At 62.3% G+C, this 13,309-nt stretch carries 12 protein-coding genes; 6 read left to right on the top strand and 6 right to left on the bottom strand.

Going from position 1 to position 13,309, the window contains the following annotated elements:
- Positions 1 to 13: 13 nt before the first annotated feature.
- Positions 14 to 619, bottom strand: a complete 606-nt coding sequence (locus ABDK11_RS10205) for a pseudouridine synthase (protein ID WP_346836402.1) — start codon at positions 617 to 619, stop codon at positions 14 to 16.
- A 147-nt stretch (positions 620 to 766) separates the two neighbouring features.
- Here ABDK11_RS10205 and icd point away from each other — a divergent pair, with 147 nt between their 5' ends.
- The gene (gene icd, locus ABDK11_RS10200) at positions 767 to 2,017 is read left to right on the top strand and encodes an NADP-dependent isocitrate dehydrogenase (RefSeq protein WP_346836401.1); all 1,251 of its coding nucleotides are present in this window, start codon (positions 767 to 769) and stop codon (positions 2,015 to 2,017) included.
- Between the two features lie 106 nt (positions 2,018 to 2,123).
- Here the strand turns inward: icd and cspD are convergent, their stop codons facing one another.
- Entirely contained in the window at positions 2,124 to 2,411 is a 288-nt protein-coding gene (gene cspD / locus ABDK11_RS10195; RefSeq protein WP_346836400.1) for a cold shock domain-containing protein CspD, read from the bottom strand.
- 321 nt (positions 2,412 to 2,732) lie between these two features.
- Here cspD and clpS point away from each other — a divergent pair, with 321 nt between their 5' ends.
- Both clpS and clpA read left to right on the top strand, forming a co-directional pair.
- Positions 2,733 to 3,113 (top strand): ATP-dependent Clp protease adapter ClpS, encoded by a 381-nt coding sequence (gene clpS / locus ABDK11_RS10190; RefSeq protein WP_346836399.1) that lies wholly within the window; start codon positions 2,733 to 2,735, stop codon positions 3,111 to 3,113.
- Positions 3,114 to 3,237: 124 nt separating this feature from the next.
- Entirely contained in the window at positions 3,238 to 5,514 is a 2,277-nt protein-coding gene (clpA, locus tag ABDK11_RS10185; protein WP_346836398.1) for an ATP-dependent Clp protease ATP-binding subunit ClpA, read from the top strand.
- 94 nt (positions 5,515 to 5,608) lie between these two features.
- Here clpA and infA read toward each other — a convergent pair whose 3' ends face one another.
- The 4 genes from infA to trxB all read right to left on the bottom strand — a co-directional run bounded on the left by infA (position 5,609) and on the right by trxB (position 8,461).
- Complete coding sequence (gene infA / locus ABDK11_RS10180; RefSeq protein WP_067081888.1) at positions 5,609 to 5,827, bottom strand: translation initiation factor IF-1; 219 nt, start codon at positions 5,825 to 5,827, stop codon at positions 5,609 to 5,611.
- Between the two features lie 151 nt (positions 5,828 to 5,978).
- Positions 5,979 to 6,698, bottom strand: coding sequence for an arginyltransferase (locus tag ABDK11_RS10175; RefSeq protein WP_346836397.1), 720 nt, complete (start codon positions 6,696 to 6,698; stop codon positions 5,979 to 5,981).
- A complete protein-coding gene (aat, locus tag ABDK11_RS10170) occupies positions 6,691 to 7,410 on the bottom strand; it encodes a leucyl/phenylalanyl-tRNA--protein transferase (protein WP_346836396.1) in 720 nt (239 codons plus the stop codon). Before aat ends, ABDK11_RS10175 begins: the two co-directional genes overlap by 8 nt.
- 106 nt (positions 7,411 to 7,516) lie before the next feature.
- The gene (trxB, locus tag ABDK11_RS10165) at positions 7,517 to 8,461 is read right to left on the bottom strand and encodes a thioredoxin-disulfide reductase (protein WP_346836395.1); all 945 of its coding nucleotides are present in this window, start codon (positions 8,459 to 8,461) and stop codon (positions 7,517 to 7,519) included.
- A 461-nt stretch (positions 8,462 to 8,922) separates the two neighbouring features.
- Between trxB and ABDK11_RS10160 the strand changes: the two genes are divergently transcribed.
- From ABDK11_RS10160 to ABDK11_RS10150, 3 genes are all read left to right on the top strand, one after another.
- Positions 8,923 to 11,262, top strand: a complete 2,340-nt coding sequence (locus ABDK11_RS10160; RefSeq protein WP_346836394.1) for a DNA translocase FtsK 4TM domain-containing protein — start codon at positions 8,923 to 8,925, stop codon at positions 11,260 to 11,262.
- Between the two features lie 86 nt (positions 11,263 to 11,348).
- The gene (gene lolA / locus ABDK11_RS10155) at positions 11,349 to 11,960 is read left to right on the top strand and encodes an outer membrane lipoprotein chaperone LolA (RefSeq protein ID WP_346836393.1); all 612 of its coding nucleotides are present in this window, start codon (positions 11,349 to 11,351) and stop codon (positions 11,958 to 11,960) included.
- A complete protein-coding gene (locus ABDK11_RS10150) occupies positions 11,953 to 13,296 on the top strand; it encodes a replication-associated recombination protein A (protein WP_346836392.1) in 1,344 nt (447 codons plus the stop codon). Before lolA ends, ABDK11_RS10150 begins: the two co-directional genes overlap by 8 nt.
- The last annotated feature ends 13 nt before the right edge of the window (positions 13,297 to 13,309 follow it).

The raw sequence follows: 13,309 nt of genomic DNA, 5'->3' as shown, positions 1-13,309 counted from the left end.
ACTCGATAAAAGCTTAGCGGCGCCGGCGCGAGTGCGGGCGCCGCGCCGGTGCTGCCTTGCGCTTGCCGGCCGGCGCCGAGAAGACTTCTTCAATGCGCTGTTGGCCGGGCGCCAGCTGGCCAAGATTCCAGCTGCCAATCGCCGTGCGGATCAGTCGCAGGGTGGGGAAGCCTACCGCGGCGGTCATCCGGCGCACCTGGCGGTTGCGCCCCTCGCCGATAGTCAGCTCCAGCCAGGAGGTGGGTATCGATTTGCGCTCGCGCACCGGTGGCACCCGGGGCCACACTGCCGGCGGGGCCAGCGGGCGCGCCCTGGCCGGTGCGGTGAGGCCATCTTTCAGTGGCACCCCGCGGCGCAGGGCGGCCAGGGCGGCCTCGTCGATCTCGCCTTCGACCTGAACCCAGTAGGTCTTCGCCAGTTTCTGGCGCGGGTGGCTGATACGGTGTTGCAGCGCGCCGTCGTCGGTGAGCAGCAGCAGGCCCTCGGAGTCGAAATCCAGCCGCCCGGCGGCATAGAAGCCCTTGTCGCGAATGTAATCGGCGAGAGTAGGGCGCCCGCGGTCGTCGGTGAACTGGGTCAGTACGCCGTAGGGCTTGTTGAACAGGATGATTCTGGCCATAAAAAAATGGGCTATTGTAATCCAACTACAAAAATGAGCGGATGCTGATATAATCCGGCCGATTTTTCATGCCGCCCCCGGAGTATTTGGGGTGGCGCAAGCAACACCCGACCTAAATAGTCACAGAGTTTTGGGAGTTTAAGCAATATGGGTCATATCCAAGTGCCGGCAGACGGCGAAAAAGTTACAGTCAATTCCGACGGTTCGCTGAATGTTCCGAATCGCCCGATCATCCCCTTCATCGAAGGTGACGGCATCGGCGTGGATATCACCCCGGTTATGCGCAAGGTGATCGATTCTGCGGTCGAGAAAGCGTTCGGTGGCGAGAAGGCCATCTCCTGGATGGAAATCTACTGTGGCGAGAAAGCCGCCGAGACCTACGCCGGCGACTGGTTCCCGGCCGAAACCCTGGACGCTCTGAAAGAGTACGCCGTGGGCATCAAGGGCCCGCTGACCACTCCGGTTGGCGGCGGCTTCCGCTCCCTGAACGTGGCCCTGCGCCAGGAGCTGGACCTGTACGTGTGCCAGCGCCCGGTACGCTGGTTCAGCGGCGTGCCGTCTCCGGTGAAAGAGCCGAACAAGGTCGACATGGTGATCTTCCGCGAAAACTCCGAGGACATCTATGCCGGTATCGAGTGGAAAGCAGACACCGACGAAGCCAAGAAGGTCATCAAGTTCCTGCAGGACGAGATGGGCGTCAAGAAGATTCGCTTCCCGGAGCACTGCGGCATCGGCGTCAAACCGGTTTCCGAAGAGGGCACCAAGCGCCTGGTACGCAAGGCGCTGCAGTACACCATCGATCAGGACCGCGACTCCCTGACCCTGGTGCACAAGGGCAACATCATGAAGTTCACCGAAGGTGCCTTCGCCGACTGGGGCTACGAGCTGGCCCGCGATGAGTTCGGTGCGCAGCCGCTGGACGGCGGCCCCTGGCACAGCTTCAAGAACCCGAAGACCGGCAAGGAAATCGTGGTCAAGGACGTGATCGCCGACGCCATGCTGCAGCAGGTACTGCTGCGCCCGGCCGAATACGACGTGATTGCCACCCTGAACCTGAACGGCGACTACCTGTCCGACGCCCTGGCGGCCCAGGTCGGTGGTATCGGTATCGCACCGGGTGCCAACCTGTCTGACGAAGTGGCCCTGTTCGAAGCGACCCACGGCACTGCGCCGAAGTACGCTGGCCAGAACAAGGTCAACCCGGGCTCCCTGATCCTGTCCGCAGAAATGATGCTGCGCCACCTGGGCTGGAACGAAGCTGCCGACATGGTGGTTACGGGCATGGAAGGCGCGATCGAAGCCAAGACCGTGACCTACGACTTCGAGCGCCTGATGGATGGTGCGGAACTGAAGTCCTGCTCCGATTTCGGCGACGAAGTCATCAAGCACATGGCCTGATTGGCTTGAGGGGCCGCGCCGCGGCCCCGAATTGCAAAAAAGCCCCACACCGCGGTGTGGGGCTTTTTTTGTGCGAATTCTCTATTCCGGGCTCGCGCGGATGCGCTCAGCTCAGCGCTTCGGCTTCTTTTTCGCGCTCGGTGTGCGCTTCGCCGGAACCGCCGTCCCGGGACGTGCCGGTGCTGGCACCCGTGCCTGCCACGATATTGGCGGCGTGATAGCCTTTGTCGCCCTTGATGATATCAAAGGTGACCTGCTGGCCAGCCTTCAAGGTGCGATAACCTTCCATCTGGATGGCGGAGTAGTGCGCGAACAGATCCTCCCCTCCTTCGTCCGCAAGAATAAACCCATATCCCTTGGCGTTGTTAAACCACTTGACGGTACCGGTAGGCATGGCGAATTCCCTCTAATTGCCTGGGCGGCAGTGAGCCACCTTACAGAGTCTCTTATAGTTATCTGCACTTTTATGCATTTAAATGCATATTTCTATATGCATCATCCACTCTACACCCGCGATCCTTCGGCGGGTGCGCCCGTTTGTTATGCGAGCAATATCTCTTGTAGCCAACTGATCTACCAATGTCAAGGCCTGTTGGCGCCCGCTGTGCCACACGGCAAATGAGGTTACAATGGCGGGCCGTGAAAGCGGGGTCGCACCTGGTACTGGGCGTACCCGGTATTGCCTGTTCACCGATGATTCGCACAAGCTAGCACTATGGGAATATCACCAGCCATTAAACTACACTCCAGTGGCGCCGACGAAGACCTGCCGTACTCCGATGATCCAGGCGGGGATCCTGTACTTGAGGAAGCCGCTCCGCGCCTCAAGCGCCCGCCCATGTACAAAGTCATCATGCTCAATGACGACTACACCCCGATGGACTTCGTGGTCGAAACCCTGGAGGTTTTTTTCGGGGCGGACCGGGAGCGCGCCACCCGATTGATGCTGCAGGTACACACGCAGGGAAAAGCGATCTGCGGTGTCTATACTCGAGATATAGCGGAGACAAAGGCCGCCCAGGTCAATCAATTCGCCAGGGACAACCAGCACCCACTGCTGTGTGAGATCGAAGCGGACGAGAGCGAAGACGATTGACGGCAGACTGATTAAGGGTCCCGTCGCCTGAACGGAATCAGGCACACTCAAGACGCCGGCCTCCGGCGCGCGCTGCTGAAGTGCAGTTGACGGGGAAATTTAGCGACTAGGGTTTGAGGTTCAGATGCTCAGCAAGGATTTAGAGGTAACGCTCAATCTGGCGTTCAAAGGTGCGCGCGCAAAACGCCACGAGTTTATGACCGTGGAGCACCTGCTGCTGGCGTTGCTGGACAACGAGTCCGCCGCCGACGTTTTGCATGCCTGCGGCGCCGATCTCAGCGCCCTGCGTCGCGAGCTGCTGGAGTTTGTCGACTCCACCACGCCGCTGATCCCCGAGACCGATACGGAGCGGGAAACCCAGCCGACGCTAGGCTTCCAGCGCGTTCTGCAGCGCGCGGTTTTTCACGTGCAGTCCTCCGGCAAGAAGGAGGTGACCGGTGCCAACGTGCTGGTCGCAATCTTCTGCGAGCAGGAGAGTCAGGCGGTCTACTACCTGAAGCAGCAGAGCGTGGCCCGTATCGATGTGGTCAACTACATCACCCACGGCATTTCGCGAGTGGGCTCCACTGGCCACAATCACCACAGCCCGGACCCGGCCCCGGAGCAGCCGGACGAGGAGATCGGTACCGGCGCCGAACCCGGCGGATCCGATCCACTGGAGAGCTACGCCACCAATCTGAACCAGGAGGCCATCCTCGGTCGGATCGACCCGCTGGTCGGGCGCGGACCGGAAGTGGAACGGGTCACCCAGGTGCTGGCGCGCCGGCGCAAGAACAACCCGCTGCTGGTGGGCGAATCCGGGGTCGGCAAGACCGCGATCGCCGAGGGCCTGGCACGGCGTATCGTGGATGAAGAGGTGCCGGAACCACTGCGCCAGAGCACCATTTACTCCCTCGACCTGGGTTCACTGCTGGCCGGCACCAAGTACCGTGGCGACTTTGAGAAACGCTTCAAGGCGCTGCTGGCCGAACTCAAGAAACGCGAACACGCTGTTCTGTTTATCGATGAGATTCACACCATCATCGGCGCCGGAGCCGCTTCCGGTGGCGTGATGGATGCCTCCAACCTGCTGAAACCACTGCTCTCCAGTGGCCAGATGCGCTGTATTGGCTCCACTACCTTCTCCGAGTACCGCGGTATTTTCGAGAAAGACCGCGCGCTGTCGCGCCGCTTCCAGAAAATCGATGTCAATGAGCCATCGGTTGAAGAGACGGTACAGATTCTCCAGGGGCTGAAAAGCTGTTTTGAGGATCACCACAAGGTGCGCTACACCGATGCGGCCCTCGATGCTGCAGCCCAGCTGTCCAGTCGCCACCTGACCGAGCGTTTCCTGCCGGACAAGGCCATCGATGTCATCGACGAAGCCGGTGCCTTCCAGGCGCTGCTGCCGAGCGAGCAGCGCAGCGACATGATCGGCGTGACCGAGATCGAAATGGTGATCGCCAAAATGGCACGCATCCCGGCCAAGAGCGTCTCCGCCTCCGACAAGGAGCAGCTCGGTAAGCTGGACGACAATCTCAAAATGGTCGTATTCGGGCAGGACAAGGCCATCGACGCGCTCGGCACAGCGATCAAGCTGAGCCGCGCCGGGCTGGGGGCGGAGGAAAAGCCGATCGGCTCATTCCTGTTCGCCGGCCCCACCGGCGTCGGCAAGACCGAACTGTGTCGCCAGCTGGCCAAGGTCATGGGGATCGAGCTGATCCGCTTCGACATGTCCGAATACATGGAGCGCCACACCGTCTCACGCCTGATTGGTGCGCCGCCGGGTTACGTGGGGTTCGACCAGGGCGGCCTGCTGACCGATTCGGTCACCAAGCATCCACACAGCGTGGTGCTGCTCGACGAAATCGAGAAGGCGCACCCGGAAGTGTTCAACCTGCTGCTGCAGGTCATGGACCACGGCACCCTGACCGACAACAACGGCCGCAAGGCGGACTTCCGCAACGTCATCCTGATCATGACCACCAACGCCGGTGCCGACCTGATGAGTCGCCGCTCCATCGGCTTTACCAGCCAGGATCACTCCAGTGATGGTATGGAAGAGATCAAGAAGATGTTCACGCCGGAATTCCGCAACCGCCTGGACAGCATCATCCAGTTCGGCGCGCTGGACCTGGAGGTCGTCAAAACCGTGGTCGACAAGTTTATCGTCGAGCTGCAGGCGCAGCTGGATGATGCGCGTGTAACGCTCGAAGTGGACGAGGAGGCGCGCGAGTGGCTGGCGTCACACGGCTACGACGAGAAAATGGGCGCGCGCCCGATGGCGCGACTGATCCGCGACAAGTTGCGTAAACCGCTGGCTGAAGCCGTGCTGTTCGGTGATCTGGCGGGTGAGGGCGGACGCGTGGAGGTCACCATCGAAAACGGTGAGCTGGCGATCAAGACCGCGGTGCCGGCCTGACGGGGCACTCCGCGGTCGAGGCCGCAACCAAAAAAAGCCACCCTCGAGGTGGCTTTTTTATCTCCGTAACCGGCCGGGCCGGTCGGATCTCGGCTTAACGAGCGCGGTAGGTGATGCGCCCTTTGGTCAGGTCGTAGGGAGTCAGCTCCACCTTGACCTTGTCGCCGGTGAGGATGCGAATGTAGTTTTTGCGCATCTTGCCGGAAATGTGCGCGATCACCACATGTCCGTTTTCCAGTTTTACGCGGAACGTGGTATTGGGCAGGGTGTCGATCACCTCACCTTCCATCTCAATGTAATCGTCTTTTGCCATGCGGCAGTAACCTTCAAAATATCTTGTTTTGACCTTTACCCCGGCTCTCTCTCCCAATGACAGGGGGCCGCGGCACGACGGGCGAGCATTTTGCACGAAAAGCCACGGCAGGGCAAAGCGCAGGGAGGAATTCACGGCCCGAAGGGGGTATTCAGGGCTTTTTCAGGGCCCAGCGGTTCTCCCTGAGCAGTTCGGTGGGGTGGTACTGGGTCTTGTAGGCCATTTTCTGGCACTCCTCGATCCAGTAGCCCAGATAGAGGCTGGAGAGCCCCAGGCGCCGCGCCCACTCAATCTGGTAGAGAATACAGTAGCTGCCGAGGCTACGCCGCTCCTCGTCCGGGTCAAAAAAAGTATAGATCGCCGACAGGCCCGCGCTGAGCAGATCTGTAACCGCAACTGCGACCAGGCGGCCGCGCGCACGCACTTCGACATAGCGCGTCGTGCCCCAGGCGCCACCGAGGAAGCTGCGGTACTGCTCGCGGCTGGGCGGGTACATCTCGCCATCGCGGTGGCGGCGTTCGATATAGCGCGCGTACAGCTCGTAGTGCTCATCGGTATCGACGCAATCGACATGGAAGATATCCAGGTCGCGGTTGCGCCGCCAGCAGCGCCGCTGCTTGCGATCGGGTACGAACAGGGCCACCGGGATGCGTGCCGGCACACACGCCTGGCAGCGGGCGCACTGCGGCCGATAGAGATATTCTCCACTGCGGCGAAAGCCCAGCTCAGACAGGCGACTGTAGAGGCGCTGGTCTATCGGCGTCTGCGGATCGACAAACACGGTCGTGGCTTCCCGCTCCGGCAGGTAGCCGCAGGGGTGGGGCACGGTGGCCAGCAGGCGCACGGCATCCAGTTGCGAATACTTAGTCATACGTCCACGTCAGGTTCCAGGGCTGCGGGAAGTCCGACTGTGCAATGCCGGTCTCGAGCAGCTGTTCGAAATCCTCGCGAGGGATCGTCACCGCCCCCAGACTGGCCAGGTGAGGATTTTCAACCTGGCAGTCGATCAGCGGGCAGCCCCACAATTCTAATTGCCGCACCAGGTGGACAAAAGCCACTTTGGAGGCATCGGTGGCGCGGTGAAACATGGATTCGCCGAAGAACACCCGCCCCAGCGCCAGGCCATAGAGGCCCCCGACAAGCGTCTCGCCGCGCCACACTTCGACCGAGTGGGCATGGCCGCGGTGGTGCATCTCGATATAGGCGTCGCGCATGGCGGTGGTGATCCAGGTGCCGGTTTCATCGCGGCGCGGGCCGCGGCAGGCTTCGATGACAGCGGCGAAAGCGCGGTCAAAGGTGACCCGGAATTCGCCACGGCGCAGGGTCTTGCCCAGGCTGCGGCGGATACGGAAGCGATCGGGGAAAACGACGCAGCGGGGCGAGGGGCTCCACCAGAGTACCGGCTGGTCGCTGGAAAACCAGGGAAAGATGCCGCGCCGATAGGCCGCCAGCAGCCACTCCGGCGTCAGTGCGCCGCCGATCGCGAGCAGGCCGTTGGGGTCGTCGAGCGCCAGTGCCGTCGAGGGAAATTCAACCTGTTGGTCGTCAAGCAGTGTCAGGTGGCCCTGAGTGGTTCCGGTCACGTGTCTATCCCCGCGGATTCAGACTCCGAGCATACGCAAACAGAAAGGGCGATCACAAGGATCGCCCCAATATTCCTGCACTGCCCGCGCCCGGCGGGCATGAAGATTACTGTGCGTCGAGGAAGCGCTCCGCGTCCAGCGCCGCCATACAGCCGGTGCCGGCTGAGGTAACCGCCTGACGGTAGATATGGTCGGATACATCGCCGGCGGCGAACACGCCGGGCACGGAAGTCTGGGTCGCGTTGCCGGACAGGCCGCTCTGCACCACGATATAGCCGTTGTTCATCTCCAGCTGGCTCTCAAAGATCTGCGTGTTGGGCTTGTGGCCGATGGCGATAAACACGCCGGACACGTCCAGCTCCTGGGTGCTGTCGTCCTGGGTGCTGCGCAGGCGCGCACCGGTCACACCGCCGTCGTCGCCGAGGACTTCGTCCAGGGTGTGGTTCCAGCAGACATTGATATTGCCGTTCTCTACCTTGTCCATCAGCCGATCCTGCAGGATCTTCTCTGAGCGCAGCGAGTCGCGGCGGTGGATCAGGGTCACTTCGCTGGCGATGTTGGACAGGTACAGCGCCTCTTCCACGGCAGTGTTGCCGCCGCCGACCACGGCCACTTTCTGGTCGCGGTAGAAGAAGCCATCGCAAGTGGCGCAGGCGCTGACGCCACGGCCCTGGAAGGCTTCCTCGGAGGGCAGGCCCAGGTACTGGGCCGAGGCGCCGGTGGCGATAATCAGCGCGTCACAGGTGTAGGTCTCATTGCCCTTGAGGGTGAAGGGGCGCTGCTCGAGATCCACGGATTCGATGTGATCGAAAATGATCTCGGTCTCGAAGCGCTCTGCGTGTTGCTGCATCTGCACCATCAGATCCGGACCCTGCAGGTCGGAGACGCCGCCGGGCCAGTTCTCCACTTCAGTGGTGGTGGTCAGCTGGCCGCCCTGTTGCATGCCGGTGATGACAACCGGCTTCAGGTTGGCGCGCGCGGCATAAATAGCGGCGGTGTAACCGGCCGGGCCGGAACCGAGAATAATCAGTCGATGATGATTGCTGCTCATGGATCACTCTTAACTCAAGCTATGGAAGACAGTGTATTCAGCGGGCGCCTTTTTCACTTCAGCAGCGATTCTCGCCCGCGGCCAATTTTTGATCGGCATAGACTATCAGATTGGCGGCCATCATAGGCGAAAGGCCAGGGGCGACGAAATAGTTTGCCTTAATTTCTATCATTGGCAGGCGCTATCCCGACGTTGCTGAGTCAGCTCGACAAAGCGCCAACAAGATCACAAATCGCATGAAAATAATGTTCTATATTATTGATTTAATTAGACTTAAAGACAGTTAAAGTATTCTCTAGATTGGGCATCTGGTAGCATTTGGGCGGCGTCTGTAGTACATAGTCCGCTGTCGGCAGCGGCAACGGGCCGGCTGGCGCCAGCGAACTGGCGGAGGCCACCCCCGTCTAAGCACCCAGACCACGCTGAAGACTCACAACAGATAAAAGCACCGAGGTAAGCCATTGAAGGCCGATAGCGCGACCGACCAATCCGCCAATGACAGCAGCAGCCTGCACGAATCCCTGATCGCCCGCCTGTTGCGCGAGGGCGCACTGATCGCGCTGCTCGCCGGTGCACTGCTGCTCGCCATCAGCCTGATGAGCTACACCCCGCAGGATCCGGGCTGGTCCCACACCGGCCGTGGCGGCGACATCCACAACGCCATTGGCCCCACCGGTGCCTGGCTCGCCGATGTGTGCCTGTCGCTGCTGGGCTGGATGGCCTACGTCTTCCCGCTACTGATCGGCTGGCGCGCTTTCCGGATCCTGCGCGATCGCAATGCGCGCTTCCACGGGCCGCTGTTTGCGCTGCGCCTCGGCGGACTGGTGGTGTGCCTGGTGGCCGGCGCCGCGCTGGCCACTCTGTGCTTTGCCCAGGCCGAACAGCCGCTGCCGTTCTCCAACGGCGGCATTGTCGGCGCCGCGGTATCCTCGGCAACGGAGTCGAGCCTCGGCTACGTCGGCGCCACCATATTGCTGCTGGCCCTGTTCGCCATCGGCATTACCGTGTTTACCGGACTGTCGTGGCTCAAACTGGCCGACGCCATTGGCCGCAACCTGCTCGGCCTGTTCGCCTGGCTGGGCAGCCGGATGCAGCGCGCGCGCCAGCAGCGCGAGGAAAAGCGTGCCGCCCATGAGGCTATCGTGGTGCGCCGCGCGGCGGTGGAAGAGGAAAAACAGCGCAGTACCAAGCGCTTGCCGCCGAAGATCGAGCCGGTTATAGCCGCCGCCAAGCCCAGCCCGCGCGCGAGTAAGGAGAAGCAGGGCGAGCTGTTCAAGGGCCCGGTCAGCGGCACGCTACCGCCGCTATCGCTGCTGGACGAGCCGGACAAGAACAAGAAAGCAGGATTCTCGCGTGAATCGCTCGAGGCCCTGTCGCGCCTGCTGGAGCTGAAGCTGAAGGATTTCGGCGTAGTCGCCGAAGTGGTCTCGGTACTGCCCGGCCCGGTAGTCACGCGCTTTGAGATACAACCGGCCGCCGGGGTGAAGGTGAGCAAGATCACCAACCTGGCCAAGGACCTGGCGCGCTCGCTGGCGGTGATCAGCGTGCGCGTGGTGGAAGTGATTCCGGGCAAATCGGTGGTGGGCATCGAGATCCCCAACGAGAATCGGCAGATGGTGCGCCTGACCGAGGTGCTGTCGGCGGATGTCTACGACAACGCCAAGTCCCGTCTGACCCTGGCACTGGGCCACGATATCTCCGGCCAGCCGGTGGTGGCAGACCTGGCCAAGATGCCGCACTTGCTCGTCGCCGGTACCACCGGCTCGGGTAAGTCGGTGGGCATCAACGTGATGCTGCTGTCGCTGCTGTACAAGTCCACCCCGGAAGAGGTGCGCCTGATCCTGGTGGACCCGAAGATGCTCGAGCTGTCGGTTTACGAGGGTATCCCACACCTGCTGACGCCGGTGATCACCGATATGAACGACGCCGCCAACGGCCTGCGCTGGTGCGTGGGGGAAATGGAGCGGCGCTACAAATTGATGGCCGCCATGGGCGTGCGCAACCTGGCCGGCTTCAACCGCAAGGTACGCGAGGCCAAGGAAGCCGGGGCGCCGCTGGAAGATCCGCTGTGGCAGCCGGATCCGATGTCCAGCGTGCCGGAAGCCGAGCAGACACGCCCGGAACTGGAGCCGCTGCCGGCTATCGTCGTGGTGATCGACGAATTTGCCGACATGATGATGATCGTCGGCAAGAAGGTCGAGCAGCTGATCGCGCGTATCGCGCAGAAGGCCCGCGCCGCCGGCATCCACCTGCTGCTGGCCACCCAGCGGCCGTCGGTGGACGTGATCACCGGCCTGATCAAGGCCAACGTGCCCACCCGTATCGCCTTCCAGGTGTCGTCAAAGGTGGATTCGCGCACGATTCTCGACCAGGGCGGCGCCGAACAACTGCTCGGCCACGGCGATATGCTGTACCTGCCGCCGGGCAGCGGCGTGCCGGTGCGCGTCCACGGTGCCTTCGTCGATGACCACGAGGTGCATAAGGTGGTGGCAGACTGGGCCCGCCGCGGTGAGCCCAACTATATCGACGGTATTGTCGATGACAGCAACAACAGTATCCCGGTACCGGGCATGCAGACCGACGGAGACGGCAGCGACGATCCGGAAACCGATGCGCTCTACGACGAGGCGGTGGCGTTCGTCACCAAATCGCGCAAGGCTTCCATCTCCTCGGTACAGCGCCAGCTGCGCATCGGCTACAATCGCGCCGCGCGCATCATCGACGCCATGGAGTCCGCCGGTGTCGTGTCGCCAGCGGAGCACAACGGCAACCGCACGGTGCTGGCGCCACCACCGGTCTAGGGCCCGCTGGCGCCACTTGGCGATTCAGGCCGGGTTCACCGGCTGCCAACTAATCTTTAGGGAAACCCCTGAACTGGAATTCTGTTATGAAACCACTTCTGCGCACCGCACTGCTGATTCTGGGCCTGGTCGCTGCCGGCGCCCGGGCCGATGCCACCGACGAGCTGAGCCGCCTGCTGCAGCCGCTCAATTCCATTTCCGGCAAATTCCAGCAGACCCTGACCGACGAGCGCGGCGAAGTGCTGCAAAAGAGCAGCGGTGATTTTTCGGTACAGCGCCCGGGCAAGCTGCGCTGGAAGACCGGCGAGCCTTTCCCGCAACTGCTGGTCACCAACAACAAGAAGCTGTGGCTGTACGACCCGGACCTGGAGCAGGTCACCATCCGCCCGGTGGACAAGCGCATGAAAGACACCCCCGCGCTGTTACTCGGCGGCAAGGTCGAGGAGATCCGCGGCTCATTCGAGGTCACGAGCAAGAAGGGCGCGTATCACCTGAAACCCAAAAATGCGTCCTCACCATTCAAGACCATGGAAATCCGCTTCGCCAAAAACGGCCTGCCGGATTCCATGACCGTACGCGACAGCATGGGCCAGACCACCAAAATCAAGTTCCGCGGCCTGAAGGCAAACCCCAAACTGTCAGCCGCACTGTTTACTTTCAAGCCGCCGGCCGGGACCGATATCATCAAAGATGAGTGACCTGTTTCAAGCCACACCGAGACACCAACCCCTGGCCGCGCGTATGCGGCCCGCATCTCTGGCCCAGTACATGGGCCAGACGCATTTATTGGGGCCGGGAAAACCGCTGCGTGAAGCAGTGGAGCGCGGCCAGTTGCATTCCATGGTGCTGTGGGGGCCACCCGGAGTTGGCAAGACCACCTTCGCGCGACTGCTGGCGGAAGAGTGTGACGCGCGTTTCGCGACTCTGTCCGCGGTGCTCGCGGGCGTCAAGGAGATCCGCCAGGCGGTGGCCGAAGCCGAGCAGGTCAACGCCCAGTCCGGCCGCGGCACCATTCTGTTTGTCGATGAAGTGCACCGCTTCAACAAAGCGCAGCAGGACGCCTTCCTGCCATACGTGGAAGAGGGCACCGTCACGTTTGTCGGCGCCACCACGGAAAACCCCGCGTTCGAGCTGAACAATGCGTTGTTGTCGCGCTGCCGCGTCTACCGGCTGCGCAGCCTCGCCGAGGAAGAGCTGCTCGATCTGCTACAGCGCGCCCTGCGCGAAGACGACGAGCTGCGCCGGCGCGAATTCGCCATTGACGACGCGGTGCTGACCAGGATTGCGAGCGCCGCCGATGGCGACGCTCGCGGCGCGCTGAACCTGCTGGAAATTGCCTGCGACCTGTCGCGGGAAGAGGGCGGTCACCAGGTGATCGACGACGCGGTGCTGGCAGAAGTGCTGAGCGCCGACGTGCGCCGCTTCGACAAGGGCGGCGACTACTTCTACGACCAGATTTCCGCCATGCACAAGGCGGTGCGCGGGTCCGACCCGGATGCGGCACTGTACTGGTTTGCGCGCATGGTCGACGGCGGCTGCGATCCGCTGTATATCGCCCGGCGGGCGGTGCGCATGGCCAGCGAGGATATCGGCAATGCCGACCCGCGCGCGCTGCAGCTGGCATTGCACGCCTGGGATGTGCAGGAGCGCCTCGGCAGCCCCGAGGGCGAGCTGGCGATCGCCCAGGCCATCGCCTATCTGGCCGTGGCGGCGAAGAGCAACGCCGTTTACAGCGCTTACAAAAGAGTCATGGCCGACGTGCGCCGCGACCCCAGCTACGAGGTGCCGGTGCACCTGCGCAACGCCCCGACCAAGCTGGCCAAGAGCATGGCCCACGGTGCCGAGTACCGCTATGCCCACGATGAGCCAGATGCGTTTGCCGCCGGCGAGAACTATTTTCCCGAGGAGATTGCCGAGCGCCGCTATTACCAGCCAGTGCCGCGCGGGCTGGAACTGAAGATCGGCGAAAAACTGGAAATTCTGCGCCAGCGCAATCGCGACAGCGACCAGCAGCGCTACAAAGACGGCAACTAGCCGAATAAGGAGA

Source organism: Microbulbifer sp. SAOS-129_SWC, assembly GCF_039696035.1.
Taxonomy (GTDB): domain Bacteria; phylum Pseudomonadota; class Gammaproteobacteria; order Pseudomonadales; family Cellvibrionaceae; genus Microbulbifer.
Note: the sequence above shows the minus strand (reverse complement) of the source record. Positions and strands in the feature narration are given on the sequence as shown.

Bases quoted from the DNA above. Each gene is read 5' to 3' on its own strand.
- ABDK11_RS10205 (WP_346836402.1), bottom strand. From the start codon at position 619: ATGGCCAGAATCATCCTGTTCAACAAGCCCTACGGCGTACTGACCCAG.
- trxB (WP_346836395.1), bottom strand. From the start codon at position 8,461: ATGAGCAGCAATCATCATCGACTGATTATTCTCGGTTCCGGCCCGGCC.
- clpA (WP_346836398.1), top strand. From the start codon at position 3,238: ATGCTCAGCAAGGATTTAGAGGTAACGCTCAATCTGGCGTTCAAAGGT.
- cspD (WP_346836400.1), bottom strand. From the start codon at position 2,411: ATGCCTACCGGTACCGTCAAGTGGTTTAACAACGCCAAGGGATATGGG.
- clpS (WP_346836399.1), top strand. From the start codon at position 2,733: ATGGGAATATCACCAGCCATTAAACTACACTCCAGTGGCGCCGACGAA.
- icd (WP_346836401.1), top strand. From the start codon at position 767: ATGGGTCATATCCAAGTGCCGGCAGACGGCGAAAAAGTTACAGTCAAT.
- infA (WP_067081888.1), bottom strand. From the start codon at position 5,827: ATGGCAAAAGACGATTACATTGAGATGGAAGGTGAGGTGATCGACACC.
- ABDK11_RS10150 (WP_346836392.1), top strand. From the start codon at position 11,953: ATGAGTGACCTGTTTCAAGCCACACCGAGACACCAACCCCTGGCCGCG.
- lolA (WP_346836393.1), top strand. From the start codon at position 11,349: ATGAAACCACTTCTGCGCACCGCACTGCTGATTCTGGGCCTGGTCGCT.
- ABDK11_RS10175 (WP_346836397.1), bottom strand. From the start codon at position 6,698: ATGACTAAGTATTCGCAACTGGATGCCGTGCGCCTGCTGGCCACCGTG.